Source organism: Pseudomonas sp. SMN11, assembly GCF_052041945.1.
In the GTDB taxonomy this organism is placed as follows: Bacteria; Pseudomonadota; Gammaproteobacteria; order Pseudomonadales; family Pseudomonadaceae; genus Aquipseudomonas.
The window spans coordinates 1-25,580 of sequence record NZ_JBKGGW010000002.1 but is presented as its reverse complement, the minus strand read 5'-3'; the positions used below and the strand labels follow the sequence as shown (position 1 = coordinate 25,580).

Annotated in this window: 24 protein-coding genes and 1 pseudogene; 8 read left to right on the top strand and 17 right to left on the bottom strand. The window is 63.2% G+C overall.

The window, feature by feature from the left end; genetic code table 11:
• Nucleotides 1-5 precede the first annotated feature (5 nt).
• Nucleotides 6-863: a TIGR02285 family protein gene (locus ACLEJU_RS02220; RefSeq protein WP_435423325.1), complete on the top strand. Its 858-nt coding sequence runs from the start codon at nucleotides 6-8 to the stop codon at nucleotides 861-863.
• 152 nt (nucleotides 864-1,015) lie between these two features.
• On the opposite strand, the gene ACLEJU_RS02215 is transcribed toward ACLEJU_RS02220, so the two are convergent.
• From ACLEJU_RS02215 to ffh, 12 genes are all read right to left on the bottom strand, one after another.
• Entirely contained in the window at nucleotides 1,016-1,297 is a 282-nt protein-coding gene (locus ACLEJU_RS02215; RefSeq protein ID WP_435423331.1) for a DUF3509 domain-containing protein, read from the bottom strand.
• Nucleotides 1,298-1,375: 78 nt separating this feature from the next.
• Complete coding sequence (locus tag ACLEJU_RS02210) at nucleotides 1,376-1,759, bottom strand: histidine kinase (protein WP_435423326.1); 384 nt, start codon at nucleotides 1,757-1,759, stop codon at nucleotides 1,376-1,378.
• A 131-nt stretch (nucleotides 1,760-1,890) separates the two neighbouring features.
• A complete protein-coding gene (thrC, locus tag ACLEJU_RS02205) occupies nucleotides 1,891-3,300 on the bottom strand; it encodes a threonine synthase (protein ID WP_027920098.1) in 1,410 nt (469 codons plus the stop codon).
• A 49-nt stretch (nucleotides 3,301-3,349) separates the two neighbouring features.
• Entirely contained in the window at nucleotides 3,350-4,654 is a 1,305-nt protein-coding gene (locus ACLEJU_RS02200; protein WP_099815331.1) for a homoserine dehydrogenase, read from the bottom strand.
• A gap of 82 nt (nucleotides 4,655-4,736) precedes the next feature.
• Entirely contained in the window at nucleotides 4,737-5,495 is a 759-nt protein-coding gene (locus ACLEJU_RS02195) for a thioredoxin fold domain-containing protein (protein ID WP_435423327.1), read from the bottom strand.
• Nucleotides 5,496-5,648: 153 nt separating this feature from the next.
• Entirely contained in the window at nucleotides 5,649-6,545 is an 897-nt protein-coding gene (xerD, locus tag ACLEJU_RS02190) for a site-specific tyrosine recombinase XerD (protein ID WP_435423328.1), read from the bottom strand.
• 153 nt (nucleotides 6,546-6,698) lie between these two features.
• Nucleotides 6,699-7,106 carry an acyl-CoA thioesterase gene (locus ACLEJU_RS02185; protein WP_159411839.1) on the bottom strand — a complete coding sequence of 136 codons (408 nt, stop codon included), beginning with the start codon at nucleotides 7,104-7,106 and terminating at the stop codon, nucleotides 6,699-6,701.
• Nucleotides 7,107-7,200: 94 nt separating this feature from the next.
• A complete protein-coding gene (gene rplS / locus ACLEJU_RS02180; RefSeq protein WP_023629812.1) occupies nucleotides 7,201-7,551 on the bottom strand; it encodes a 50S ribosomal protein L19 in 351 nt (116 codons plus the stop codon).
• A 42-nt stretch (nucleotides 7,552-7,593) separates the two neighbouring features.
• Nucleotides 7,594-8,346 carry a tRNA (guanosine(37)-N1)-methyltransferase TrmD gene (trmD, locus tag ACLEJU_RS02175; protein WP_435425222.1) on the bottom strand — a complete coding sequence of 251 codons (753 nt, stop codon included), beginning with the start codon at nucleotides 8,344-8,346 and terminating at the stop codon, nucleotides 7,594-7,596.
• Nucleotides 8,347-8,349: 3 nt separating this feature from the next.
• Nucleotides 8,350-8,886 carry a ribosome maturation factor RimM gene (rimM, locus tag ACLEJU_RS02170; RefSeq protein WP_294337780.1) on the bottom strand — a complete coding sequence of 179 codons (537 nt, stop codon included), beginning with the start codon at nucleotides 8,884-8,886 and terminating at the stop codon, nucleotides 8,350-8,352.
• Nucleotides 8,887-8,891: 5 nt separating this feature from the next.
• Nucleotides 8,892-9,143 carry a 30S ribosomal protein S16 gene (gene rpsP / locus ACLEJU_RS02165; RefSeq protein ID WP_027920106.1) on the bottom strand — a complete coding sequence of 84 codons (252 nt, stop codon included), beginning with the start codon at nucleotides 9,141-9,143 and terminating at the stop codon, nucleotides 8,892-8,894.
• A 234-nt stretch (nucleotides 9,144-9,377) separates the two neighbouring features.
• Nucleotides 9,378-10,754 carry a signal recognition particle protein gene (gene ffh / locus ACLEJU_RS02160; RefSeq protein ID WP_012270758.1) on the bottom strand — a complete coding sequence of 459 codons (1,377 nt, stop codon included), beginning with the start codon at nucleotides 10,752-10,754 and terminating at the stop codon, nucleotides 9,378-9,380.
• Nucleotides 10,755-10,949: 195 nt separating this feature from the next.
• On the opposite strand from ffh, the gene ACLEJU_RS02155 reads away from it, so the two are divergent.
• From ACLEJU_RS02155 to ACLEJU_RS02145, 3 genes are all read left to right on the top strand, one after another.
• On the top strand, nucleotides 10,950-11,759 hold the full coding sequence (locus ACLEJU_RS02155; RefSeq protein ID WP_435425223.1) for a cytochrome C assembly family protein: 810 nt from the start codon (nucleotides 10,950-10,952) through the stop codon (nucleotides 11,757-11,759).
• Nucleotides 11,760-11,768: 9 nt separating this feature from the next.
• A complete protein-coding gene (locus tag ACLEJU_RS02150; RefSeq protein WP_435425224.1) occupies nucleotides 11,769-12,974 on the top strand; it encodes a transporter associated domain-containing protein in 1,206 nt (401 codons plus the stop codon).
• Nucleotides 12,975-13,246: 272 nt separating this feature from the next.
• The gene (locus ACLEJU_RS02145; RefSeq protein WP_110637280.1) at nucleotides 13,247-14,545 is read left to right on the top strand and encodes an MFS transporter; all 1,299 of its coding nucleotides are present in this window, start codon (nucleotides 13,247-13,249) and stop codon (nucleotides 14,543-14,545) included.
• Nucleotides 14,546-14,583: 38 nt separating this feature from the next.
• On the opposite strand, the gene purT is transcribed toward ACLEJU_RS02145, so the two are convergent.
• From purT to ACLEJU_RS02120, 5 genes are all read right to left on the bottom strand, one after another.
• Entirely contained in the window at nucleotides 14,584-15,765 is a 1,182-nt protein-coding gene (purT, locus tag ACLEJU_RS02140; RefSeq protein ID WP_103445466.1) for a formate-dependent phosphoribosylglycinamide formyltransferase, read from the bottom strand.
• Between the two features lie 76 nt (nucleotides 15,766-15,841).
• Nucleotides 15,842-16,309 (bottom strand): VUT family protein, encoded by a 468-nt coding sequence (locus ACLEJU_RS02135; RefSeq protein WP_060512569.1) that lies wholly within the window; start codon nucleotides 16,307-16,309, stop codon nucleotides 15,842-15,844.
• Between the two features lie 142 nt (nucleotides 16,310-16,451).
• Entirely contained in the window at nucleotides 16,452-16,655 is a 204-nt protein-coding gene (locus ACLEJU_RS02130) for a DUF1289 domain-containing protein (protein ID WP_435425225.1), read from the bottom strand.
• Nucleotides 16,648-17,172: a gamma carbonic anhydrase family protein gene (locus tag ACLEJU_RS02125; RefSeq protein WP_435425226.1), complete on the bottom strand. Its 525-nt coding sequence runs from the start codon at nucleotides 17,170-17,172 to the stop codon at nucleotides 16,648-16,650. The genes ACLEJU_RS02130 and ACLEJU_RS02125 overlap by 8 nt, the downstream gene beginning before the upstream one ends.
• Nucleotides 17,173-17,217: 45 nt before the next feature.
• On the bottom strand, nucleotides 17,218-17,817 hold the full coding sequence (locus ACLEJU_RS02120) for a CoA pyrophosphatase (protein WP_435425227.1): 600 nt from the start codon (nucleotides 17,815-17,817) through the stop codon (nucleotides 17,218-17,220).
• A 126-nt stretch (nucleotides 17,818-17,943) separates the two neighbouring features.
• Between ACLEJU_RS02120 and ACLEJU_RS02115 the strand changes: the two genes are divergently transcribed.
• The 4 genes and pseudogenes from ACLEJU_RS02115 to ACLEJU_RS02100 all read left to right on the top strand — a co-directional run bounded on the left by ACLEJU_RS02115 (nucleotide 17,944) and on the right by ACLEJU_RS02100 (nucleotide 25,469).
• Nucleotides 17,944-18,495, top strand: a complete 552-nt coding sequence (locus tag ACLEJU_RS02115) for an NUDIX hydrolase (RefSeq protein WP_435425228.1) — start codon at nucleotides 17,944-17,946, stop codon at nucleotides 18,493-18,495.
• A 153-nt stretch (nucleotides 18,496-18,648) separates the two neighbouring features.
• A pseudogene (locus ACLEJU_RS02110) lies at nucleotides 18,649-19,068 on the top strand (L,D-transpeptidase family protein); the annotation flags it as partial.
• Nucleotides 19,069-19,229: 161 nt separating this feature from the next.
• Entirely contained in the window at nucleotides 19,230-20,909 is a 1,680-nt protein-coding gene (locus tag ACLEJU_RS02105; protein WP_435425229.1) for a ShlB/FhaC/HecB family hemolysin secretion/activation protein, read from the top strand.
• Between the two features lie 36 nt (nucleotides 20,910-20,945).
• On the top strand, nucleotides 20,946-25,469 hold the full coding sequence (locus ACLEJU_RS02100) for a hemagglutinin repeat-containing protein (RefSeq protein ID WP_435425230.1): 4,524 nt from the start codon (nucleotides 20,946-20,948) through the stop codon (nucleotides 25,467-25,469).
• Nucleotides 25,470-25,580: the final 111 nt, after the last annotated feature.

Below are 25,580 nucleotides of genomic sequence, written 5' to 3'. Positions count from 1 at the left end.
TGCCGATGCGTTGGCTGGCCCTGTGCTGCGCCTTGCTGCCTGGCCTGCTGGTGGCTCCGGCGCAGGCCAAGGAACGCCTGCTGTGGCTGGTGCGCGACCTGCCGCCCTTCACCGTGTTCGAAGGCACGGATAAAGGCCAGGGGGTCATCGACCAGATGCTGCCGCTGCTGATCGAGCAGATGCCCGAGTACGAGCACAGCATCGTCCGGGTCAACCGTGCACGCGGGATCCAGATGCTTCAGGATCCGACCAGTTTCACCTGCGACCCGACACTGCTCTGGACGGCGGAACGTGCAAAATTCGCGCTCTTTTCGAAACCGACGCTTGGTGTGCTGAGCAGCGGCGTCGTCGTGCGCAAGTCTGGGCAGGCGCTGCTCGCTCCGTACCTTGACGGACAGCAGGTCGACCTCGAAGGCTTGCTCGGCAATACCCAGCTGAAGCTGGGCATCGTTGCCGAGCGCAGTTATAGCAGTCAGGTCGATGAGATCCTGCGCAAGCTGCCCGACTCTGCCTTCAGCCGCCATTACGGCAACGATGCCACCGCCAACCTGCTGCAGATGCAGCAACTTGGGCGCCTGCAACTGGTACTGGGCTACTGGCCAGAGGTGCGCTACCTCATTCAGCAACAGGGCGGCGCGCTGGCGGACTACCAGTTCCACCCGATCCAGGGCGTGAACCGCTACCAGTTCCTCCACGTAGGCTGTTCGGACTCGCCGCTGGGGCGGGCAGCCATTGCTCATATCGACCAGTTGCTGCCGTCATTGCGCCGCGACACACTGCCAGGCCTATACGCCCACTGGCTCGACCCCGAGCTGCGTACAACCTATCTGGAAGAGAGCCGGCATTTCTTCGAAAACCGCTGAGCTGCAGTCAGTGACAGGCGCGCAAAAAGAAACCCCGGACGCTGGGGAAGACGCCCGGGGCCAATCGAAAGTCCTCATGGACTTCCAGCGACAACCTGCCAGTACCGGAGCTGTGCACTGGCCGGCTGCCCTTGATGTTTATGATAGGCCACTCAGGCAAAGGTTCCCTGAGGCTGCTGACGTTGTTGCAATGCCGCGATCACACAGGGCTGCAAGCGCCCTTCGACAATCTGCAGGTCACGGTGCAGGCCGTCTACCAGGTCGATCAACAGGCTTTGCTCCTGCAGTTGGCGCTGGCTGACCGTACGGCGCAAGGCTGTGCCGCCGAGGCTGTCGTACACGGTCAACTGGCGGTTGCCGCCGGCATCCGTGGCACCTAGCTTGGCCTGGTAGGGGGTAAGGGCGTCGTTGAGCAGTCTGCAGATTCTTTCCATCCGGATCACTCGCTTGTAATGGGACATGAAGGAACTGACCAGCAAACGCGGCGAAAAGTTCGTTGCGCCACGGCTGTGCTAGTGAGCATGCGTCGGCGACGTGACAGTTTGAATACGTTGCAGGGCTTGTTGCCAGCGTGGCATTGGCAGTGGCAACGGCAGGTCAGCCAGCACCCACAGGCCCTGGCGTCGGGCTTCACCGGCAAGGTTGGGGCAGCCCGGGTTGGCGCGACCGACGAACAGCAAAGCGCGGCAAGCGCCGACTCGATCGAGCAGGGCCGGATCGTGGGAATGGTCGAGGATCAGCAGGTCGACGCCACGCTTGCGGGCCAGGCAGGTATCGAGGTCTGCCTTGTCGAGGGTAATGCGCACATTGAACAGGCCAATGGCATTGCAGGCCTGGTGCAAGACGATCTGGTGGGATGGGCGTGCGTGGTGAATAAGCACGTAGGGCTGGCGCATGTGCCGCTCCTTGGGGGAAGGACCGGTCACTCTAGGCAAGACTTCCAAAGCCTTACATAGGACAATTCTGCAAATAACTGAGGAAACCGCTGAAATCTGGGGCCGCTTTGCGGCCCCAGAATCCAACGCGATTACAGCGGTTTGCCGCGATTACCATGCTGGCTGACAAAGGCCTGAACAGCCTTCAGGTCATTGGCCAGCACGGTGCAACGCTCTTCACGGCTGAACAGGTCGCTCAGGTGCGCCGGCAGTTCAAGCGCCTTGCCGACGCCGGCCTTCTCCACTGCTTCCGGGAACTTGACCGGGTGCGCGGTACCCAGCACCACCATCGGCGTGTCCAGGCTGCGGCGGCACTCGCGGGCGGCCTTGACGCCGATCGCAGTGTGCGGGTCGAGCACTTCACCGGTGGCGGCAAACACCTCGGCGATGGTCTCGCAGGTCTGCTCGTCGCTGACCGCCAGCGAATCGAACAACTTGCGTGCTTCGGTCCAGCGGTCCTGCTCGACGCTGAAGCCGCCGCCCTGCTTGAAGGTCGCCATCAGCTCGGCCAGCGCGGCGCCATTGCGGCCGTGCAGGTCAAACAGCAGGCGCTCGAAGTTGGACGACACCATGATGTCCATGGACGGCGACAGGGTCGCGTGCAGGGTTTCCTTGACGTACTGGTTGCCGCTCATGAAGCGGTGCAGGATGTCGTTGCGGTTGGTGGCGACGATCAGCTGGCTGACCGGCAGGCCCATGTTGCGCGCCAGGTAACCGGCGAAGATATCGCCGAAGTTGCCGGTCGGTACCGAGAACGCCACCGAACGGGCCGGGCCGCCCAGCTGCAGGGCCGCGTGGAAGTAGTAGACGATCTGGGCCATGATCCGCGCCCAGTTAATCGAGTTGACCGCAACCAGGCGGGTGCCCTTGAGGAACGACTGGTCGGCGAAGCTGGCCTTGACCATTTCCTGGCAGTCGTCGAAGTTGCCTTCGATGGCGATGTTGTGGACGTTGTCGCCAAACAGGGTGGTCATCTGCCGGCGCTGCACTTCCGACACACGCTGGTGCGGGTGCAGGATGAAGATGTCGACGTTCTCGCAGCTGCGGCAGCCTTCGATGGCGGCGGAGCCGGTGTCACCGCTGGTGGCGCCGATGATCACCACACGCTCGTTGCGCTTGGCCAGCACGTGGTCGAGCAGACGACCGAGCAGTTGCAGGGCGAAGTCCTTGAACGCCAGGGTCGGGCCGTGGAACAGCTCCAGCACCCACTCATTGCTGTTCAACTGGCGCAGCGGGGCGACCGCAGCGTGGGCAAACTCGCCGTAGGTTTCTTCGAGGATCTTCTTGAAGTCGGCGTCGGCGATGCTGCCTTCGACGAACGGGCGCATCACCCGGAAGGCCAGTTCGTGGTACGGCAGGCCGGCCCAGGAGGCGATTTCTTCCTGGGTGAAGCGAGGCAGGTTTTCAGGGACGTACAGGCCGCCGTCGCTGGCCAGGCCAGCCAGCAGCACGTCTTCGAAGTTCAGGGCCGGAGCCTGGCCGCGGGTACTGATATAGCGCATGAGTGCAAACCTTCGATGCTAGGGCCGCGCGAGCGGCCCGATTGGCAAATTAATTCAGCTGTTCGACGCGGATGCGCACGACTTTGCCGACCACGTCCTGCAGGGCTTCCAGGGCGACAATGGCATCGTTGATGCGCTGCTCGACCACACCGTGGGTCAGCAAGATCATCGGCACCAGGCCGTCCTGCTCCTCGGCTTCCTTCTGCATGATCGACTCGATGTTGATGCCACGCTCCGACAGGATGCTCGCCACCTGGGCCAGCACGCCCGGGTGGTCCTTGGCCTGAATGCGCAGGTAGTAGGCGCTTTCGCAGGCTTCGATCGGCAGGATCGGGTGGGCCGACAGCGAGTCCGGCTGGAAGGCCAGGTGCGGCACGCGGTTTTCCGGGTCGGAGGTCATGGCACGGACCACGTCGACCAGGTCACCCACCACCGACGAAGCGGTCGGCTCCATGCCGGCGCCGGCGCCGTAGTACAGGGTGGAACCGGCGGCGTCGCCGTTGACCATGACTGCGTTCATCACGCCATTGACGTTGGCGATCAGGCGGTCGGCCGGGATCAGCGTCGGGTGCACGCGCAGCTCGATGCCTTCGGCGGTGCGGCGGGCCACGCCCAGGTGCTTGATGCGGTAGCCCAGCGCTTCAGCGTAGTTCACGTCAGCGGTGGTCAGCTGGGTGATGCCCTCGGTGTAGGCCTTGTCGAACTGCAGCGGTATACCAAAGGCGATGGACGCCAGGATGGTCAGCTTGTGCGCGGCATCGATACCTTCGACGTCGAAGGTCGGGTCAGCTTCGGCATAGCCCAGCGCCTGGGCTTCGGCCAGCACGTCGGGGAAGGCGCGGCCCTTCTCGCGCATTTCGGTGAGGATGAAGTTGCCGGTGCCGTTGATGATGCCGGCCAGCCAGTTGATGCGGTTGGCCGACAGGCCTTCGCGGATCGCCTTGATCACCGGGATACCGCCAGCCACTGCGGCTTCGAAGGCAACGATGACGCCCTTCTCGCGCGCCTTGGCGAAGATCTCGTTACCATGCACGGCGATCAGCGCCTTGTTGGCGGTGACCACATGCTTGCCGTTCTCGATCGCCTTGAGCACCAGGTCACGCGCCACGGTGTAGCCACCGATCAGCTCGATGACAATGTCGATTTCCGGGTTGCTTGCAACGTCGAACACATCAGCGGTAATGGGGGTACCGGTAATCTGGCAGTTCGGGTTCTGCGAGCGCATGGCAATCTGTGCCACTTCAATACCGCGCCCGGCACGGCGGGCAATCTCCTCGGCGTTGCGCTGAAGTACATTGAAGGTTCCGCCACCGACGGTCCCCAACCCACAGATGCCTACTTTGACCGGTTTCACTGTGAACTCCCCATTGAACGGCCGGCGCCTTCACCGACCGTGAAACATGCCGTCACCCCATGACGACGGCGTATTGAATTGATTACTTGGCGGCCTGCTGCTGGCCGTCCAGGGCCAGCTTGGCCACTTGCGGTGCCGGCTGGTAGCCCGGGATCACATGGCCGTTCTCGAGCACGATGGTCGGCGTACCGTTGACGCCGATCTGCTGGCCCAGCTGGAACTGCTTGCTGACCGGGTTGGCGCACTTGGCGGCCTTGATTTCCTTGCCTTCGACCATCTTGTCCATCGCCGCGCGGCGGTCGCTGGAACACCAGACGGCCTGCAGCTGCTCGTCACCTGGCGAACCGAGCCCCTGGCGCGGGAAGGCGACATAGCGCACTTCGATACCGCGGCGATTGAGCTCAGGCACTTCGGCGTGCAGCTTGTGGCAGTACGGGCAGGTGGTGTCGGTGAAGACGGTGATGTGCGACTTGGTCTCGCCCTTGGCAGGGTAAACCACGGTCTCGGCGGCTGGAATGCCGTTGATGAGCTTGGCGACGCCCTGACGCTCGGTTTTCTCGGTCAGGTTGACCGGCTTGCCGTCCTGCAGCTGGTACAGGTAGCCCTGCATGACGTACTGGCCATCGGCGCTGGCATACAACACACGGCCGCCCTGCAGCTTGACTTCATAGAGGCCATTGAGCGGGCTGCTGCCGACGCTTTCCACCGGTACTTCGAGTTCAAGGTTCTGCAACGACTTGCGGATGGCCTGCTCGGCGCTGGCATTGCTGTCGGCCGCTGCAACGGCAAAGGTACTGGCCAGCGCCAACACGGCGGCGGCGAAAATCTGGGTCACGCGCATGGGAACTCCTGGAGGCGGACAGGGGCCGGAGGACGTCACCTGCAAAAAAATCGCGGCGACCGTGCGGCCCTTGATGCAAACCGCCCAAGCCTACCACATCACGGTGCTGATGAAGGGGCCTGCAAGGACCGGTCGGCGGAACATGAAAAACATTCATCCACGCGGATGGTGCTGGGCGTGCAATTGCTGCAGGCGCGCCTTGGCCACGTGGGTGTAGATCTGCGTGGTGGACAGGTCGCTGTGGCCCAGCAGCATCTGCACCACGCGCAGGTCGGCGCCGTGGTTGAGCAGGTGCGTGGCGAAGGCGTGGCGCAGGGTATGTGGCGACAGCGGCTTGTCGATGCATGCCACCCGCGCCTGATGCTTGATGCGGTGCCAGAAGGTCTGGCGGGTCATTTGCTCGCCGCGCTGGCTGGGGAAAAGCACATCGCTGGGGCGGCCGTTGAGCAGTTCGGCGCGGCCGTCACGCAAATAGCGCTCCAGCCACACCACCGCCTCCTCGCCCATCGGCACCAGGCGCTCCTTGCTGCCCTTGCCCATCACCCGCAGCACACCCTGGCGGAGGTTGACCTGGTCCAGGGTCAGGCTGACCAGCTCGGTCACGCGCAAGCCACAGGCGTAAAGGACTTCGAGCATGGCGCGGTCGCGCTGGCCGATGGCTTCGCCCAGGTCCGGCGCCTGCAGCAGGGCTTCGACGTCGGCTTCTGACAGGGATTTGGGCAATGGCCGGCCAAGTTGAGGCATGTCGACTTGCAAGGTCGGATCGACTGCCACCAGCTTTTCCCGCAACAGGTAGCGGAAGAAGCCGCGCAGGCCGGAAAGAAAGCGCGCGGTTGAGCGCGGCTTGTAGCCCTGGTCGAGGCGCCAGGCCAGGTGGTCGAGGATCAGCTCGCGGCCAGCGTCCGGCAGGGTCACCGAATATTCCTGCAACCAGCCGTTGAACAGGGCCAGGTCGCTGCGATAGGACATGCGGGTATTGTCGGACAGGCCTTTTTCAAGCCACAGGGCGTCGAGGAACTGGTCGATCAGGGGGTGGTCTAGGGCGGGCATGCGGGGCTGCTGGAGGTTGAAGTTCGGGCTAGTGTTTCACAGCATGTGATCGGTTGTCTTTACTGGCCTCTTCGCGGCTAAAGCCGCTCCCACAGGGTATGTGCAATCCCTGTGGGAGCGGCTTTAGCCGCGAAAGGGCCGGGGCAGAAATACTCAGGCCTGAGGCAGAACAGGCACCGGGCGCTTGTCCTCGTCGATGGCGACAAAGCTGAACACCCCATGGATCGCCCGCTCGCGGCCATCCAGGTACATGTTCTCGACGAATACATCCACCTGCACCTGCAAGCTGGTGTTGCCGACCTTGACCACCGTACCCACCAGTTCGACGATCGAGCCCGCCGGGATCGGGTGCTTGAAGTCGATGCGGTCGGTGGACACGGTCACCAGCGGCAGCCGGCAGAAGCGCGTGGCGGCAATGAACGACACTTCGTCCATCCAGGCCAGCGCGGTGCCGCCGAACAGGGTGTTGTGGTGGTTGGTGGTGTTGGGGAACACCGCTTTGGTCACGCGGGTCACCGACAGCTCGGTGCGGCGCTGGATTTCCTGGTCTCGGCTGGTCATATCCGTCACTTTTCACAGGTTTCAGAAAGCAAAAAAGCAGCCCGAAGGCTGCTTTTTTCTCGCTAGGCGGCCTTGGCCACCGGGCAAACTGCACTCAGGACAGTTTTTCCTTGATGCGAGCGGCTTTGCCGGACAGGTCGCGCAGGTAGTACAGCTTGGCTTTACGCACGTCACCACGACGTTTCACGGCCAGGCTGTCGATCTGCGGGCTGTAGGTCTGGAAGGTACGCTCAACGCCTACGCCGCTGGAGATCTTGCGCACGGTGAAGGCGCTGTTCAGACCGCGGTTACGCTTGGCGATGACAACGCCTTCGAACGCCTGCAGACGGGAACGATCACCTTCCTTCACTTTAACCTGGACGACGATGGTGTCGCCTGGTGCGAAGGTCGGGATTTCCTTGCTCATCTGCTCGGCTTCGAGCTGCTGGATGATCTTGTTGGTCATGCTGTGCTCCTAAGATGGATACTTGATCCACCATCGATACGTTTAACTATCGTCCCGCTCGCGGAGATATTCCTCGAGCAGCTTCTTCTCTTCTCCAGAAAGCGAGCGACTTTCCAGAAGATCGGCGCGTCGTTCGAAGGTCCTACCAAGGGACTGCTTCATCCGCCATCGCCGGATATGTGCATGGTTGCCACTTAGCAACACGTCGGGAACACGCTGATCCGCATACACCTCAGGTCGGGTGTAGTGCGGGCAATCCAGCAGACCGTCGGTGAAAGAGTCTTCCTCCGCCGAGTCCACATGCCCTAAAGCTCCGGGCAGCAGCCGCGTAACCGCATCGATCAGTACCATGGCCGGCAGCTCGCCACCGGAAAGCACATAGTCACCAATCGACCACTCCTCATCGACATGAGCCTCGATAAAGCGCTCGTCGATGCCTTCATAACGACCGGCGATCAGGATCAACGATTCCTGTTCGGCCAGGCCTTTGACCGCCTGCTGAGTCAGCTTGCGGCCTTGTGGCGAAAGGTAGATCACCTTCGCCGCTGCTCCGATCGCTTGCCTGGCGCTATCCAGGGCGTCTTCCAGAGGCTTGATTTTCATCACCATGCCCGGACCACCGCCAAACGGCCGATCATCTACCGTGTGGTGACGATCTGTGGTGTAGTCCCGCGGGTTCCAGCAAGTCACCTGAAGCAACCCCTGTTTCACCGCGCGGCTGGTAATGCCGTACTCCGTGATGGCCGAGAACATCTCGGGGAACAGCGTGATGACGTCTACGCGAAGGTTACCCATCGTTTAGAAGTCCGCGTCCCATTCAACCCGCATCACGCCTGCTTCCAGGTCGATATCGAGCACGCATTGCGCCGTATAGGGCAACAGACGCTCGCGATCATCCAGGCTGCCTGCGCAGGGCTTGACCACCATTACATCGTTCGCACCGGTCTCCAACAGGTGATCGACCTTGCCGAACAGTTGTTCGTCCTGGTTGATGACCTTCAGACCCACCAACTGGTACCAGTAGTACTCGTCGGCAGCCAAGTTGGGCAAAAGGCTCCGCGGGATGCAGATTTCGTAACCACTCAGAAGACGGGCTTCATCGCGATCATCGAGGCCTTTCAGTTTCACGACCAGGCCCTTTTGGGAGCCACGACCGCTGACCAGCTCGACCTGCTTTACCTTGCCTTCGTGCCGAAGCGTCCAGCGCGGATAATCCAACAGGTTTTCAATCGGATCGGTAAAGGAATACACCTTCACCTCGCCGCGAACGCCGTGAACCGAAAAAATCTTGCCAACGACGATGAGGTCGTCAGCCTTTTCTGGCGTCGCGTTCATACTGTTTAGGCGGCAGCCTTGGCAGCGTCCTTCAGCAGCTGAGCAACGCGCTCAGACGGCTGTGCGCCCTGGCTCAGCCAGTAGGAAACGCGCTCTTGGTTGACCGACAGCTTGACTTCGGCGCCCGATGCGATCGGGTTGAAGAAGCCTACGCGCTCAACGAAACGGCCGTCACGGGCGTTACGCGAGTTGGTCACGGTCAGGTGGTAGAATGGGCGCTTTTTCGAGCCGCCACGGGCAAGACGAATGGTTACCATGTGAACATTGTTCCTATAGTCGGTGCTGCAAATCTGAATGCCAAATAGGCACACGGGTGCCCAAAAGGCCGCATATTCTCGGGGAATACACGGACATTTGCAAATGCCTTTTTCGGCAGAGCCCTGCCCTACCGTCCAGATTTGCCGGTTAAGCCACGGAATCCGCGGCCGTTGCCCCGCCAAAGCGGGGGTTCCGGGTGCCCACCTCTTTAAAGGCAGGCACCCAAAATAGGGTTACAGCTTCGGCATGCCGCCGCCCGGCAGCATCCCGCCCAGGCCACGCATCATCTTGGCCATGCCGCCCTTGGCGGAGAATTTCTTCATCATCTTCTGCATCTGCTTGTGCTGCTTGATCAGCCGGCCGATGTCCTGCACCTGGGTGCCGGAGCCGAGGGCGATGCGGCGCTTGCGCGAACCGCTGATCAGGTCAGGGTCGCGACGCTCGGCCGGGGTCATCGAGTTGATGATCGCTTCCATCTGCTTGAACTGCTTCTCGGCCGCGCCCTGGGCGTTGCCCATCTGCGACAGGTTGACACCGCCGATGCTCGGCAGCTTGTCCATCAGCCCGCCGAGGCCGCCCATGTTCTTCATCTGCTGCAGCTGGTCGCGGAAGTCTTCGAGGTCGAAGCCCTTGCCCTTCTTCAGCTTCTTGGCCAGCTTGTCGGCTTTGGCCTTGTCGATGGTCTGCTCGGCCTGCTCGATCAGGCTGAGCACGTCGCCCATGCCGAGGATGCGTGAAGCGACACGGTCCGGGTGGAAGGGTTCGAGGGCTTCGGTCTTCTCGCCCATACCGATGAACTTGATCGGCTTGCCAGTGATGGCGCGCACCGACAGCGCAGCACCGCCACGGGCGTCACCGTCGACCTTGGTCAGTACCACACCGGTCAGCGGCAGTGCTTCGCCGAACGCCTTGGCGGTGTTGGCGGCGTCCTGGCCGGTCATGGCGTCGACCACGAACAGGGTCTCGATCGGCTTGACTGCGGCGTGCAGGGCCTTGATCTCGTCCATCATGTCGGCGTCGATGTGCAGACGGCCGGCGGTGTCGACGATGACCACGTCGATGAACTTGAGCTTGGCTTCGCGGATCGCAGCTTCGGCGATGGCCACCGGCTTCTGGCTGATGTCGGACGGGAAGAAGGTCACGCCGATGTCGTTGGCCAGGGTTTCCAGCTGCTTGATCGCCGCCGGGCGATAGACGTCGGCGGACACCACCATCACGCTCTTCTTCTTGCGCTCCTTGAGGAAGCGCGCCAGCTTGCCGGCAGTGGTGGTCTTACCCGCGCCCTGCAGGCCGGCCATCAGCACCACGGCTGGCGGCGCGGCGTTCAGGGCGAGGTCTTCGTTGGCCGCGCCCATCAGGCTTTCCAGCTCGGCCTGAACGATCTTCACGAACGCCTGGCCCGGGGTCAGGCTGCGCGATACCTCGGTGCCGACCGCACGCTCCTTGACGCTGTTGACGAAATCCTTGACCACCGGCAGGGCAACGTCGGCCTCGAGCAGGGCCATGCGCACTTCGCGCAACGTGTCCTTGATGTTGTCTTCAGTCAGCTTGGCCTTGCCGGTGACATGGCGCAGCGTCTGTGACAGGCGGTCGGTCAGGTTTTCGAACATGGTGATCCTTTCAGGCCCAGTAAAAGCCGAGGTTTGTCAGGCGCCTGCGGGGGAAATGCACACCCGCCAGGCACAGCAAGGCGGCGATTATAACGAAGTGCGACGGCGGCGCACACCTCGCTGCCGATCGGTCTGGATGGCCGGTGGCGTTCTATGCCAAACTCCGTCTCTTTCAGGGCTCTGCAACCAGGACTTATGGTTTCCTCACCCAGCCTCATCCCCAACCTGATCGCCGCCGGCTTATATATAGCTGCGGCCATCTATCAGGGCACCTACCTGGCCCAGGGCCGCAAGGCCGACAAACGCCTGCTTGGCCTGCTCGGCGCACTCGCCGTGGTCGCCCAGGGTGGCGCACTGTTCTTCCAGCTCATCACCCCACTGGGGCTGAGCCTGGACTTCTTCAGCGCCGCCAGCCTGATCGCCGTGGCGGTCATCGCCCTGACGCTGCTGGCCTGCCTGCGCATCCCGGTGGAAAACCTGCTGGTGCTGCTGTTCCCCCTCGGCGCCGTCACCGCCCTGCTGGCGCAGTTCGCGCCACCTGGCACGGTGCCGCTGATCGACGAAGAACCGGGCATCCTCGCGCACATCCTGCTGTCGATCCTGGCCTATGGCCTGTTCACCATCGCAGTGTTCCAGTCGCTGCTGTTGCTGCTGCAGGACCGCCAGCTGAAGAACAAGCACCCGTCCGGGCTGATCCGCAACTTCCCGCCGCTGCAGACCATGGAAAGCCTGCTGTTCGGCTTCCTCTGGGCGGGCTGGTGCCTGCTCTCGCTGTCGCTGATTTCCGGCTGGCTGTTCCTCGAAAACCTGTTCGCCCAGCACCTGGTGCACAAGACCTCGCTGGCCTGTATCGCCTGGATCGTGTTCAGCGTGCTGCTGTGGGGCCGCACCCGCCTCGGCTGGCGCGGGCACAAGGCAATCCGCTGGACCCTGGCCGGTTTCTGCCTGCTGATGCTGGCCTATTTCGGCAGCAAGCTGGTTCGCGAATTCATCCTGCATATCTGACGGCCGCCCATGGACACCCTGCCGTACGCACCGCTACTCGGCATTCTGGCACTGGCGCTACTGTGGTCGGCGTTGTTCACCGCCGTCGACGCCGCCCGTCTGCAACTCAATGGCTCGCTGCGCAATGGCGATGACGGCAAGCCGCCGCTGCCAGCCCAGGCCCTGGTGCTGTGCGCCAGCCTGGGCAAACTGTTGGTGCTGGGCCTGGCCTGCCTGATCGGCCAACGCCAGAGCGGCGAGCACGGCTTCTGGCTGGCTGGCCTGGCCGCCGTGGCGGCCCTGCTGGTGTTCGCTGAATTCCTGCCGCGGCGCCTGGCCCGGCGCAGCCCGCAGGCCTTCGTCAGCCTTGGCCTGAGCCTGCGCCCGTTTCCTCTCGCCCTGCTGCAACCCTTGGCCTGCCTGTTCGACGGCATCGCCAAGCTGATCCTGCGACCGTTCCGCGTGCAGCCCACGGCAGTGGCCCTGCATCCGCAGGAAGATGATGACTTCGACGTGGACGACGAACACGAAGTACCACGCCACGGCCTGCTGGACGGCCTGCAGTCGCTGGACAAGATCACCGTCAACGACATCCTGGTGCCACGCAACGAGGTCGATGGCATAAACCTCGACGACTCCATCGCGCACATCATCGAGCAATTGATCGTCAGCCGGCACACGCGTCTGCCGGTGTACCACAGCGACATCAACCAGGTCGAAGCGATCCTCAACACCAAGCTCATCAGCCACCTGCTGCCCAAGGCCGAGCTGACCCTGGAGCAACTGCTGGGAGCCTGCTACGAGCCCTACTTTGTGCCAGAAAGCACGCCCCTGCAGATGCAGTTGCTGAACTTCCACAAGCAGCAGCGGCGCCTGGGCGTGGTGGTGGACGAGTATGGCGAGGTGCTGGGCATCGTCACCCTGGAAGATATACTCGAAGAAATCGTCGGCGAGTTCGAGGACGAACAGAGCCTGGACAACCCGCACGTACACCCGCAGCCCGATGGCACCTTCGTCATCGAAGGCACCGCTTCGCTGCGCGAAATCAACCGTACCCTGGGCTGGCACCTGCCCTGCGACGGTGGCCCGAAAACCCTCAACGGGCTGGTCACCGAAGCCCTCGAAAGCATTCCCGAAAGCGCCGTTTGCCTGAAGATCGGCCGCTATCGCCTGGAAATCCTCGAAACAGAGGACAATTGCGCCAGCAAGGTACTGGTGTGGACCGTGACCCGATAGCTATACTCGGGTCACGCTTACCCAGCCCCGCCGTTCCGCCTGCTACCCGCACCCGGCGCCACACGGCCAGTCCGCTCCACTGATACGCCCCGCGGTCCTGCTTCAACACCCCGAACAGTGCCCGCTCCCACCCCTACCCTTCTGGGCTGGTGTCAGTCGTGCGAACACAACAACAATACGCTCCGGCGTCCGCCAAGCCGTGCCTGCCTTCAACGCCTGCACAGGCCACGGACAATGCCATGGAGCGGACCAGACTGTTAGGGACCTACTTAATGACAACCAGCACCTATGCCGAGGCGCCTGCCGCGCCAGTCAACTCGCCAGCGCGGGTCGCCACCGCCAGTTTCATCGGCACCGCCATCGAGTTCTACGATTTCTACGTCTATGCCACCGCGGCTGCGCTGGTGATCGGCCCGGTGTTCTTCCCGTCCGGCTCGGGCACCGCGCAGATGCTCGCGGCCTTCATCACCTTCGGCATCGCCTTTCTTGCCCGCCCGCTGGGCTCGGCACTGTTCGGCCACTTCGGCGATCGCATCGGGCGCAAGTCGACCCTGGTCGCCTCGCTGCTGCTGATGGGCGTTTCGACCACGCTGATCGGCGTACTGCCGGGCTATGACAGCATTGGCGTGTGGGCACCGATCCTGCTCTGCCTGCTGCGCTTCGGCCAAGGCCTGGGCCTGGGTGGCGAATGGGGCGGCGCGGCACTGCTGGCCACCGAAAACGCGCCGGAGGGCAAACGCGCCTGGTTCGGCATGTTCCCGCAACTTGGCCCGTCGATCGGCTTCCTGGCGGCCAACGGCCTGTTCCTGACCCTGGCCATGCTGCTCAGTGACGAGCAGTTCCGTGACTGGGGCTGGCGCATTCCGTTCCTGCTCAGTGCCGCGCTGGTGATGGTGGGGCTGTATGTGCGCCTGAAGCTTGAGGAAAGCCCGGTATTTGCCAAGGCAGTCGCCCGCCACGAACGGGTGAAAATGCCGGTGGTGGACCTGTTCGGCAAGTACTGGATGCCAACCCTGCTGGGCGCAGCCGCCATGGTGGTGTGCTATGCGCTGTTCTATATCTCGACGGTGTTCTCGCTCAGCTACGGCGTGACCACGCTGGGTTACAGCCGTGAAACCTTCCTCGGCCTGCTGTGCTTCGCCGTGGTGTTCATGGCACTGGCCACGCCGCTGTCGGCCTGGCTCAGCGACCGTTACGGGCGCAAGCCAGTGCTGATCGTCGGCGGCCTGCTGGCGGTGGCGTCGGGCTTTACCATGGAACCGCTGCTGACTTCAGGCTCGACCACTGGCGTGGCGCTGTTCCTGGCCATCGAGCTGTTCCTGATGGGCGTGACCTTCGCACCGATGGGGGCGCTGCTGCCTGAGCTGTTCCCGACTCACGTGCGCTATACCGGGGCTTCGGCGGCGTACAACCTGGGCGGCATCGTTGGGGCCTCGGCGGCTCCGTTCTTTGCCCAGAAGCTGGTGAGCATGGGAGGGTTGAGCTGGGTGGGGGGCTATGTGTCGGCCGCGGCGGTGATCAGCCTGATTGCCGTGCTGTGCCTGAAAGAAACCCGCAATACCGAGCTTTGAGCCATTGGGGCCGCAAAGCGGCCCCCTGCAATCTCGGATCAGAACTCGACCTTGACCGCCTGCGAAGCACGGGTCGCCTTGGCCCGCGCCGCTTCGACCGACTCATCACGCGCCAGGCACACGCCCATGCGGCGGGTGCCGTTGATCTCCGGCTTGCCGAACAGGCGAATGGCGGTGTCAGGCTCGCTCAGCGCTGCCCCCAGGTTGGCAAAGCTGGTCTGTTGCGACTGGCCTTCCGGCAGGATCACCGCCGAAGCCGATGGCCCGAACTGGCGCACCACCGGGATCGGCAGGCCAAGAATGGCACGGGCGTGCAGGGCGAACTGCGACAGGTCCTGGGAAATCAGGGTCACCAGGCCAGTGTCATGCGGGCGCGGCGAGACTTCGCTGAACCACACCTGGTCGCCCTTGACGAACAGTTCCACGCCGAACAGGCCACGACCACCCAGTGCATCGGTGACTGCCTTGGCCACGCGCTGCGACTCGGCCAGGGCTTTCGCGCTCATCGCCTGTGGCTGCCAGGATTCCTGGTAGTCGCCCTTCTCCTGACGGTGACCGACCGGTTCGAGGAAGGTGGTGCCGCCCACATGGCGAACGGTCAGCAGGGTGATTTCGTATTCGAAGTCGATGAAGCCCTCGATGATCACCCGCCCCTTGCCGGCACGGCCGCCTTCCTGGGCGTAGTCCCACGATTTCTGCAGGTCCGCATCGCTGCGCAGCAGGCTCTGGCCCTTGCCCGAGGAGCTCATCACCGGCTTGACCACGCATGGGTAACCGACATCGGCCACGGCCTTGGCGTAGTCCTCGAAAGTGTCGGCGAAGTGGTAAGGCGAGGTTGGCAGGTCCAGTTCTTCAGCGGCCAGGCGGCGGATGCCTTCACGGTTCATGGTCAGCTGGGTGGCACGGGCAGTCGGCACCACGTTGAAGCCTTCGTTCTCCAGCTCGACCAGTGTGGCGGTGGCGATGGCTTCGATTTCCGGCACGATGTAGTGTGGTTTTTCCGCCTCGATGATCGCCCGCAGGGCAACGCCATCGAGCATGTTGACCACGTGGCTGCGGTGCGCCACCTGCATCGCCGGGGCATTGGCGTAGCGGTCGACGGCGATCACCTCGACGCCCAGGCGCTGCAGCTCGATCACCACTTCCTTGCCCAGCTCGCCACAGCCGCAGAGCAGTACACGGGTCGCGGTTGGCGACAATGGGGTTCCGATACGGGTCATTTCAGGTCCTCGAAGGCGTCCGGGGCCGCACCAGGCTTGGCACGGCCCGCTGAAAAAGGACCGGTATTCTACACCATCAACCCGCTACGGCGGCCCGCCGAGCACGAAATGCCATGGCCAGCCAGACGGCCGTGACACCGGCGAATTTCGAGGCCATGGCGGTGCCGATCACCGCCGGGGTGAGTGCGCCGATCATGCCGAAGAAGATAAAGGTGTCCACCGGAATGCTCAGCGCCGAGCTCAGCCACAGACGGTCACGCAGCGGCCGGCGGGTGATGCTGAACACCAGCCAGTCGATCAGCTCGGAGACGAAGAACGCGGTGGCGCTGGCCAGGGCGATGGCCGGCTCCGAGGTGGCGTACGACAGCACCAGGGCCAGCAGCATGGCGATCAGCGCGCCATGGCCGTAGCGGGTCTGCACCATGTCGCGCAGGATGAACACCAGGCCACCCCAGCAGGACCAGATGATGTCCAGGTGCGGGGCGCTGGAGAAGGCGTAGTTGATCAGCACTACGCTACTGATATAGGCAATGAGATAGAACATGGCTTGAGATCTGTGGGCAAGCCCGACAGATTAACGGCGACCTCTTCGCGGGACAAGCCCGCTCCCACAGGTTCGACACTCGACTCAAGGCATCATCAGGCCTTTGGGAGCGGGCTTGCCCCGCGAAGAAGCCAGCACAGAATCACGCCCCGATAATCAATCCTGCAGCCACCGCTCTTTCATGACAGAGCTTGAGCACTAGCCGACGCTCTTCATTATTCATCCGCCCCCAACGGCCGATCTCGGCCACGGTGCGCTGGCAGCCGGTACAGATATCCTGCTCGTCCAGCGCGCAGATACTCACGCACGGCGAAGCCACCGGCCGCTCTACAGCAACTTCACTCATCGTCGACCACCAGCTCCCGCGCATAGCGCTCGGCATTGTGTACATAGTGCGCAGCGCTGGCTTCGAGCATGCGTTTCTGCTGTTCGGTCAGCTCGCGCACCACCTTGCCCGGCGAGCCCATCACCAGCGAGCCATCAGGAATTTCCTTGCCCTCCGGGATCAGCGCGTTGGCGCCAATGATGCAATGCTTGCCGATGCGCGCGCCGTTGAGGATGACGGCGTTGATGCCGATCAGGCTGTAGTCGCCCACCGAGCAGCCATGCAGCATGGCGTTGTGGCCAATGGTCACGCCCTTGCCCACGGTCAGTGGCGAGCCCATGTCGGTGTGCATCACGGTACCGTCCTGGACGTTGCTGCCCTCGCCGATGTCGATCAGTTCGTTGTCGCCCCGCAGCACCGCACCGAACCACACGCTGGCACGGGCCTGCAGGCGCACTTTGCCAATCAGGGTGGCGTTGGGTGCGGCCCAGCTGGTGGGGTGGCATTCGACCCGATGGTCGCCCAGGCGGTATTTCATGTTCGCTCCTCAGGGGGTTCACGCAGACGGCGGGGTGTGCCCCGCTCAGATTTCGATATAGCGCTCGGGGGGTTGATGCAGGCTGATACCAGCGTCATACAACAGATTGACCAGCTCGACGATCATGATCGCCGACAGCCCCCAGATCTTGTAATCACCATAGCGATAGCTGGGCACGTACCAGCTGCGGCCCTGGTAATCGATACGGTGGGTGTGGTCCCGCGGGTCCTGACGGAAGAATTCCAGTGGCACGCTGAAGACTGCCGCGATTTCGGCATCGTTGGCGCGGTATTCGACGAAATCCGGGATCAAGCCGACGAACGGGGTCACTTTCAGGCCGTGCAGGGAGATCAGCGGGCTGAGCGGGCCGATTACCTCGACCAGGCCGGGCGGCAGACCGATTTCTTCCTCGGCCTCGCGCAGGGCAGTGAATACCAGGTCCGGGTCTTCCGGGTCGCGGCGCCCGCCCGGAAAGGCGACTTCGCCGCCGTGGGTCGACAGCCCCTTGGCACGCAGGGTCAAGACCAGTTCGGGCGCTTCGCTGCGGGTGATGGGCAAAAGTACCGCCGCCTCGGGGAACCGTCGGTCGGTTTCCAGTGAAGCGGGTTGGTGGTTGCTCATACGGCGAAGTAGCTCGTCCAGCATTGCGCACTCTCGTTTCCAAGGCCTGCCTTGCATGATGCACCAAAGCCGCGAAGCACCCAAGCCCTGTGCGCTTGCGGCAACCCCGCGTGGCGCGCCAAGATAACCCGGTCAATAGGGAAGAACAGCATGAAATTTTGCAGCGCGTGCGGCCAGCCGGTCATTCAGCGGATCCCCGAGGGCGACAGCCGTCTGCGGTTCGTCTGCGAGTATTGCCAGACCATCCATTACCAGAACCCCAACATTGTCGCCGGGGTGCTGCCCACCTGGGGCAGCCAGGTGCTACTGTGCCGCCGCGCCATCGAGCCGCGTCGCGGCTTCTGGACGCTGCCGGCCGGTTTCATGGAGAACGGCGAAACCCTCGACCACGCCGCCCGTCGCGAAACGGTCGAGGAAGCCTGTGCCCGGGTTGGGGACATGGCCCTGTACCAACTGTTCGACCTGCCGCACATCAACCAGGTGCATGTGTTCTTCCGTGCCGAGCTGGCGGACCTTGATTTCGCCGTCGGTGTCGAAAGCCTGGAGGTACGGTTGTTCGAGGAACACGAAATCCCGTGGGGCGAGCTGGCTTTCCGCACCGTCACTCGCACACTAGAATGCTATTATCGCGACCGCATCAGGCAGCACTACCCGATTGGCCATGAATACCTGCCGCCGATGAATGTTTCGCCCACCACTTAAGTTTGCAGGTACCGCTTCATGCGTTGGTTGTTCGCCCTTTTCTGCCTTTGCGTTACCACGGTGTCCCAGGCGGCCTTCACCGAAGTCATCATTCGCAAGCCGCAACCGCCCGCGCCGGTACAGTCGCAGTCCCAGGCCGCCATGCAGCCACTGATCGACAAGGTGCTGGTGATCAAGTCCGAGCGGCGCCTGCAGCTGATCAGCCGCGGCGAGCCGCTGAAGACCTACCGCATCTCCCTGGGCAAGCAGCCCAAGGGCGCCAAGGAACGCGAAGGCGACAAGAAGACCCCGGAAGGCCTGTACTGGCTGGACTGGCGCAAGGAAAGCGACCGCTTCAACCTGGCCATGCACATCACCTATCCGAACATCAGCGATGCTGCCCGCGCCACCCGCGAAGGCTGGAGCGCCGGCAGCATGATCATGATCCACGGCACGCCGGTCGACGATAACTACCCCGAGTGGTACTTCCACACCCTCGACTGGACCGATGGCTGCATCGCCATGCGCAACCGCGACATGCAGGAAGTGTGGGACCTGGTCCGCGATGGCACCCTGATCGAGATTCGCCCTTGATAGTCCTACAATCAGATTGAGATTGTAGGACCTTTCATACTTCTAATACTCGCCTGCCCTACGCACTGCTTAGGCCGGAGACTGCATCCAACCGACTGCATGAATTTTTAGCATCCACGCAAACGAGTACGTAATCCGTACGCCAATTGCGAGGATGCTTCATGCCATGCCGACTCTGCCACTCCGTCAACAGGCTGCTCGCCGGTTGCCTGGCTGGCATGCTGATCTCCCATTCAGCTCTGGCTGACGACCCCGCCAGTCAGCAACTGCGCGACCAGCAGCAATCCCTGCGGCATTTCGAACAGCAACAGCGGCTCAAGCGCTGGCAGCAGCCATCTTTGCCCGAACGCAACGAGCAGGCCACCGCCCAGCCGGTCGACAGTCAGTGCTGGGCCGTGTCCGGCCTGCGCATCATCGGCAACCGCCAACTTCCGGATCAGGCGCTCGAGCCCGCTCTGCGCGAGCGGCTTCTGCCCTGCATGGGCATCGATGACATCAATAGCCTGCTCAGGGGCATCACCCAGCAGTATGTCAACGCGGGGTTTCCGACCAGCCGACCCTACTTGCGCCAACATCCTCGAGACGACGCGCCACTGGACATCGTCATCGTCGAAGGTTTCGTCGAATCCATCGAGCTCGCCGGCCCAGCGTTGCCGCTGTCGCTGAACGGCGCCTTCCCTGGGGTTCTGGGCCAACCACTGCACCTGCCCGACCTCGAACAAGGGCTCGACCAGCTCAATCGCCTGCGCGCCTACGATCTGGGCATGGACTTGCTGCCAGGCGAACTGCAGGGTGGCACCCGGGTTGTGCTGCAACCGAGCAAGATAGGCTCGCGCTGGCACCTGGACAGTCGCCTGGACAACCGCGGCAGTGAGTTGACCGGCCGCTACCGCCTGAACCTGGGCCTCGGCCTGGACAGCCCGCTGGGGCTGAACGACGACCTGCGCGTGTCATTGCTCTCCAGCGTCTTCCACGCCCCCGGCCAAGTGCAAGGCATCACCTTGTACTACAGCGTACCTTACGGCCCCTGGACCTTTGCCCTTAACGCCAGCCAACTGACCTACGAAGCACCGCTGCCGCACAGTCGGCAGATCAGCGACGGCAGCAGCAGCTACCAGGGCCTGAGCATCGAGCGGGTGCTGTGGCGCAACCAGCAAGGCATGCTCAGCACCAGTGCACGGCTGGACCGCAAGCAACTGGTCAACCGCAGCGCGGGTGCCGTCATTACCCAGCAAAGCCCGACACTCACCAGCATTGAGGCTGGCATCAACTTGCTGTGGCTCGAAGGCGGGTTATGGAATGGGTACGTGGGTGTTGCCCAAGGCCTGGACTGGCTTGCTGCCGACGAGTCGCCAATGGGAGCGGAACGCCTGCGCCCGGATTTTCGCAAGTACCGCGCCAGTCTGCTGCACCTGCGTCAGGGGCCGCCTGACACACCTTGGCGCTGGCAAAGCGAACTGGCGTTGCAGTACAGCGAACACGCGTTGCCCGCCGTCGAGCAGCTACTGGTCAGCGACGACTCGACCGTACGTGGCTTTCGCCTGCAAACCTACTCCGGCGCCAGCGGCGCGGCCTGGCGCAATACCGTCAGCCAATCGCTACCGGCGAACTGGGCCCACCCCCTGCAGATACGCCCGTACTTTGGCCTGGATGCGGGCTGGACCCGGCCAGCGACTGGCAAACCCTCGCAACGCCTGGCAGGCGCAGCCGCCGGCATCGAACTGAGCCTGCCGAATGCCCGGCTGCGCCTCGACTACCAACGCGCCCTCTACGCCAGCGACCTGCCCCGCTCCCGTCGGGAACCTGGTTTCTGGGTACTGGAGTGCACCCTGAGCATCTGATTCACCCACAACAAGAACAACAAAGAGAACGAGAACATGCAGATACTCTCGCCGTTAGCGTCTACCCGCCCAGATACCTTGCGCTGGGCAATCTTCCTCGCCCTGCTCGGTCCCACCAGCGCTCTGGCGCAGGGTGGGCTGGAGGCAGCCAGTAGCCCCGCAGGGACGCCCATCATCAGCAACGTTCATGGCGTTCCGGTGATCGACATCGTCCCGCCCAACGCCAGTGGTCTGTCGCATAACCAGTTCCTCGACTACAACGTCGCCCGCGCCGGCGTGGTGCTGAACAACGCCCTGCAGGACGGCCAGTCGCAACTGGCTGGAGCGCTGGCCGCCAACCCGCAGTTCCAGGGCCAGGCAGCATCGACCATTCTCAACGAGGTGGTCAGCCGCAACGCCTCGCTGATCGAGGGCCCGCAGGAAATCTTCGGCCGCCCTGCCGACTACATCCTGGCCAACCCCAACGGCATCACCCTCAATGGCGGCAGCTTCATCAACACCACCCGCGCCGGGTTCGTGGTCGGCACACCCGAGTTGCAGGATGAACAGCTGCGCCATTTAAACACCCTGAACTCCGCTGGCACCTTGCAGGTGCTACAGGGCGGCCAGGCCAATGCCGAGGGTGCGCTTGATCTGATTGCCCCCAAGGTGGACCACCAAGGCTTGCTCATGGCCAAGGGTGACCTCAACGTGACCGTTGGTCGCAATCGCATCGCCCACGCAGATGGCCAGATCCTCGAACACCTGCCGGGCACCCCGTCGAGCATCGACGCCAACCTGTTCGGTGCCATGCGTGCCGGGCGCATTCGTGTGGTGAGCACTGCCGAAGGTGCGGGCGTGCGCATGGGGTCGAAGGTAAAGGCCGACAACGGCATCGCCATCCACTCGGCCGGCTCATTGGACGTTAGTGGCACAGCCGACAACCCTGCCGAACTGCACAGTGAGCAAGGCGCCTTGCTGCTGACCGCTGCCGATGACCTGACATTGAGCGCCGTCGATGGCAAGGCCGAGCGCATCGAAGCCAAGGCTGGCAAGAAACTCACCCTGGACGCCAAAACCCGCGAAAACATCAGCCACGACCGCGACAGCTGGAACAAAAAGTTCCTGTTCATCACCCGCGAAACGTACAGCCGTGAAAGCACCACCACCGAGCGCCAGCAACGGGGTGTGCAGTTGCAGGGCAGCGACGGCATCACCTTGCAGTCCGGCGCCGACATGCGCCTGGTCGCCGCCGAGTTGAAGGCCGGCAGTGGCATGACCCTCGACAGCGGTGCCAACCTCGACATCGTGGCCGGCATCGACAGCAAGCAATTCAAAGAGCAGGTGCGCCATCGCAAGGACCTCTGGCGCGGCGACAGCGATACCGACCAATATACGGAAACCGCGCGGCCCAGCACGCTGAGCGCCCAGCGCATGACGGTCAACGCCAAAGACACACTCAAGGTCCAGGGCAGCACCCTGCATAGCCGCGGCGACATGGGCCTCAACGCCAAGCAGGTCGAGATCGGCACCACCGCCCTGCAGCAACGCAGCAACGATGCCAACTACCGAGGCGACCTGGTCTCCGGCAGTTTCTTCGGCGATCGCAAGGGCAGCGACATCGAGGGCCAAAGCGTTGCCGGCAGCAGCGTCACTGCGGATGGCAAGCTGAATATCCATGCCGACCAGGTCAGCATCAAGGGCAGCACCGTGCATGGCAACAAGGATGCCGTGCTGTACAGCGAAAAAGGCGCGCTGGCGATCGAAGCGGACCATGGCAGCAGCCGTTCCACCGAGCGCAAAAGCGACAGCAAGCTGTTCGGTCTGTTCGGCAGTGATCACGAGAGCACCACACGTCAGCAAGAGGTGCTGGTCAGCGATGTCAGCTCGTCCAGTAACCTGCGCCTGGCCAGTGCCGAAGAGCTGCGTATCCAGGGCGCCAGGGTGGAAGCCGGGCAGCACCTACAAGTGGAAGCCAAGGGCGACGTGCTGATCGGCAGCACGCAAGCGGTCAACGAAAGCGACAGCCGCGATCAGCAACGGGGTTTGACAGCCAGTGCCCGGCAAACTCAGGTAGCAGAAGACGGCAAACCGGAGTCGCGCCAGTATGCGGCGGGCGTGGCCTATGAAGTGGTCACCAGCAGTGAAAAGCTGCGCGAGACCACGCAGGTGGCCAGCGAGCTGAAGGGGGCCACGGTTGGCGTGAGCAGCGAGGGCCACCTGCAAGTCAACGGCTCCAAAGTCCAGGCCAGTGCTGGCGACCTTGATGTGAAGGCCAGGCAAGTGACACTGGGCGCCACCCGCAATGAACACGAAACTACCAACGGTGAAAGCCAGAGCGGCGGTGGCTTGACCGTCACCGGTGGCATCGACCGCCTGGGCAGCCTGTTCGAAGGCCATCACAACAGCACCGTGGTGACCGAGCGCGACAGCAAGGCCCAACGCAGCGAACTACAGGCCAGTGGCAACGTGAACGTCGATGCTGACGAACTGGTGACCGAAGCGGCACGCGTCACTGGCGGCGATACCCTCAAGGTCACCGCCAAGCGCATCGACAACCGTGCTGTTGTGGACACCCATGACCGTGAAGAGCTTCGCAACGAGTGGTCGGGCAGCCTAGGCGCCAGCGTCGAATACCGCGACCTGACCCGGCCGATCGAACGCCTGATACAAGGCGAAGAGGCCGCACGCTTTCAGCAGGCATCACCCGAAGACGCCATGGTGGCGCCCAGCGTCGGCGCCGACATGACCGTGGAGCACCTCAAACGCCTGGAAAACCAGCGCCGTGGCATTGCTCAGGTGAGTGAGCTGTCGGGTGCCAAGGTCGAGGTCAAGGCCGACACCATCGACGACCAAGGTACCGCCTGGCGCGCCAATGCCGGCCAACTGCAGATCGATGCCCAAAAGCACAGGATGCGTGCCGCCGAAAACACCCAGGAGGACAGCGTGCAGCGTCTGGCCTTTGGCGGTGACCTGCGCCTCGACACCAGCTCCGGCAGTGACCTGAACGGGCGCGGCGCGGGCAAGGGTGGTTCGCTGGACAAGCAGGCAACGGCCAGCACCGCGGTACCTGGCAGCCTTTACGGGCAACAGGGCATTCAGATCCAGTTGGGTAGCGATGGCCACTATGAAGGAACACGCATGGATGGCGGTGAAGGCGAGGTGGTCATCCAGAGTGCTGGCAACCTGTCGCTGACCCAGGCCAACGACCGCACCGAAGAGTTGACCCGCCAGCTTGACGGCAACGCTTGGGCCAAAGTCGGCAACCGCCCCGGCAGCACCGGTTTCGATGGACGTGGCTACCTTGACCACGTGCAGCAGCAAACAGTGCAAACCAAGGCCCACGTGGCACAGATCGACGCCAAGGGTGAAGTGCGCCTGAGCAGCGCAGGTGACCTGTTGCTGGAAGGCACCCGTATCGGCAGCCGCGAAGCCAAGGTGGGCGATGTTCGCCTGCACAGCGACGGCCGCCTGCGGGTCAAGGCAGGCAACGACACCCAGCAAGCCAGCGGCGGCAAACTGGGCGGAGGCCTGGAACTGGCTGCCAAGATAGGTGAGACAAAAGGCGGCGGCATCGGTGGCCACTTCAGCCATGGCACGCAAGATGAAAGCGCTCGCCAGGCCGTCGATGCCCAGTTCACCAGCGCCGGCAACCTGACCCTCAGCAGCGCTGCTCGCGAGGACTTAGCCTTGCACCTGGAGGGCCTGCAGGCCTCCGCCGAGCAGATCGAGCTCAACGCGTCCAGCGGCGGCATACTGATCGAGGCTTCTTCCAATCAGGAGCAGCGCAACAATCTCGACATCACCGCCGGTGCCGGTTTCAACATGACCGCAGGCACCACCGACACCCGTGGCCTGCATGGCCGGGCCAAGGTCGAGTTGGACAAGCGCGGCAACCAGACCTGGAACACCAGCAACCTGCGCGCCGAAACCATCAACCTGCAAAGCCGTGGTGATACCCGCATCGAAGGCGCCAGCCTCGAAGCCGGGCGTATCACCGGAATAGTCGATGGTGACCTGCGAATCGCCAGCCGCAAGGACAGCGTCGATACCCTGACGGTGAAGGGCGATGCACGCCTGAGCCACGAGAAAAACCCGCAGGGTTACCTCAATGCCGCCACCTCGCTGGCCGGGCCACTGGGCGGCAAGGTCAAGGACAAGGCCGGGTCTACCTTGAGCAAGGCCGACCCAGGCATCTCGCCGACCTTCAGCCTCGATGTGTCGCACGTGCAGCGTGACAGCGTGGGCCAGCAAGCGGTGCTCAAAGGCAGTGACGGCGTCCAGCTGAAGGTGGGCGGCGATGCCCAACTGGTTGGCGCCCGCCTGCAGTCGGCCAAGGGTGCGGTCGCGCTCGATGCCGGCTCGGTTACGCGGGAAACCCTGAGTGGCAATGATTACCGCCGGGATGTGTCGGTCGATGTGTCCAATTCGCCGGTGGACCTGGGTACGGCGATTGCCGAGATGGCCAAGGGCAAAGGCGCGGCGGATGGCGAGAATGGGCTGGACCTGGGGTTGTTGAGGACCAGTGGGCATAGTCGCAGTGAGCAGTGGGTTTCGAGTGTGCAGGGTAAGGCGGAATAAGGGGTTGGTTCAGGAGTGCCTGCCTTGAGAAGTTCAGTTCCTGGGAGATCGAGCACCGCGCGGGCGGCGCTCGATCTCCCAGGCGCAGAAATTATGATGGTGGGCACATGG

Bases quoted from the DNA above. Each gene is read 5' to 3' on its own strand.
- ACLEJU_RS02220 (WP_435423325.1), top strand. From the start codon at position 6: ATGCGTTGGCTGGCCCTGTGCTGCGCCTTGCTGCCTGGCCTGCTGGTG.
- ACLEJU_RS02215 (WP_435423331.1), bottom strand. From the start codon at position 1,297: ATGGAAAGAATCTGCAGACTGCTCAACGACGCCCTTACCCCCTACCAG.
- ACLEJU_RS02210 (WP_435423326.1), bottom strand. From the start codon at position 1,759: ATGCGCCAGCCCTACGTGCTTATTCACCACGCACGCCCATCCCACCAG.
- thrC (WP_027920098.1), bottom strand. From the start codon at position 3,300: ATGCGCTATATCAGTACCCGCGGCCAGGCTCCGGCCCTGAACTTCGAA.
- ACLEJU_RS02195 (WP_435423327.1), bottom strand. From the start codon at position 5,495: ATGCGCGTGACCCAGATTTTCGCCGCCGCCGTGTTGGCGCTGGCCAGT.
- xerD (WP_435423328.1), bottom strand. From the start codon at position 6,545: ATGCCCGCCCTAGACCACCCCCTGATCGACCAGTTCCTCGACGCCCTG.
- ACLEJU_RS02185 (WP_159411839.1), bottom strand. From the start codon at position 7,106: ATGACCAGCCGAGACCAGGAAATCCAGCGCCGCACCGAGCTGTCGGTG.
- rplS (WP_023629812.1), bottom strand. From the start codon at position 7,551: ATGACCAACAAGATCATCCAGCAGCTCGAAGCCGAGCAGATGAGCAAG.
- trmD (WP_435425222.1), bottom strand. From the start codon at position 8,346: ATGGGTAACCTTCGCGTAGACGTCATCACGCTGTTCCCCGAGATGTTC.
- rimM (WP_294337780.1), bottom strand. From the start codon at position 8,886: ATGAACGCGACGCCAGAAAAGGCTGACGACCTCATCGTCGTTGGCAAG.
- rpsP (WP_027920106.1), bottom strand. From the start codon at position 9,143: ATGGTAACCATTCGTCTTGCCCGTGGCGGCTCGAAAAAGCGCCCATTC.
- ffh (WP_012270758.1), bottom strand. From the start codon at position 10,754: ATGTTCGAAAACCTGACCGACCGCCTGTCACAGACGCTGCGCCATGTC.
- ACLEJU_RS02155 (WP_435425223.1), top strand. From the start codon at position 10,950: ATGGTTTCCTCACCCAGCCTCATCCCCAACCTGATCGCCGCCGGCTTA.
- ACLEJU_RS02150 (WP_435425224.1), top strand. From the start codon at position 11,769: ATGGACACCCTGCCGTACGCACCGCTACTCGGCATTCTGGCACTGGCG.
- ACLEJU_RS02145 (WP_110637280.1), top strand. From the start codon at position 13,247: ATGACAACCAGCACCTATGCCGAGGCGCCTGCCGCGCCAGTCAACTCG.
- purT (WP_103445466.1), bottom strand. From the start codon at position 15,765: ATGACCCGTATCGGAACCCCATTGTCGCCAACCGCGACCCGTGTACTG.
- ACLEJU_RS02135 (WP_060512569.1), bottom strand. From the start codon at position 16,309: ATGTTCTATCTCATTGCCTATATCAGTAGCGTAGTGCTGATCAACTAC.
- ACLEJU_RS02130 (WP_435425225.1), bottom strand. From the start codon at position 16,655: ATGAGTGAAGTTGCTGTAGAGCGGCCGGTGGCTTCGCCGTGCGTGAGT.
- ACLEJU_RS02125 (WP_435425226.1), bottom strand. From the start codon at position 17,172: ATGAAATACCGCCTGGGCGACCATCGGGTCGAATGCCACCCCACCAGC.
- ACLEJU_RS02120 (WP_435425227.1), bottom strand. From the start codon at position 17,817: ATGCTGGACGAGCTACTTCGCCGTATGAGCAACCACCAACCCGCTTCA.
- ACLEJU_RS02115 (WP_435425228.1), top strand. From the start codon at position 17,944: ATGAAATTTTGCAGCGCGTGCGGCCAGCCGGTCATTCAGCGGATCCCC.
- ACLEJU_RS02105 (WP_435425229.1), top strand. From the start codon at position 19,230: ATGCCATGCCGACTCTGCCACTCCGTCAACAGGCTGCTCGCCGGTTGC.
- ACLEJU_RS02100 (WP_435425230.1), top strand. From the start codon at position 20,946: ATGCAGATACTCTCGCCGTTAGCGTCTACCCGCCCAGATACCTTGCGC.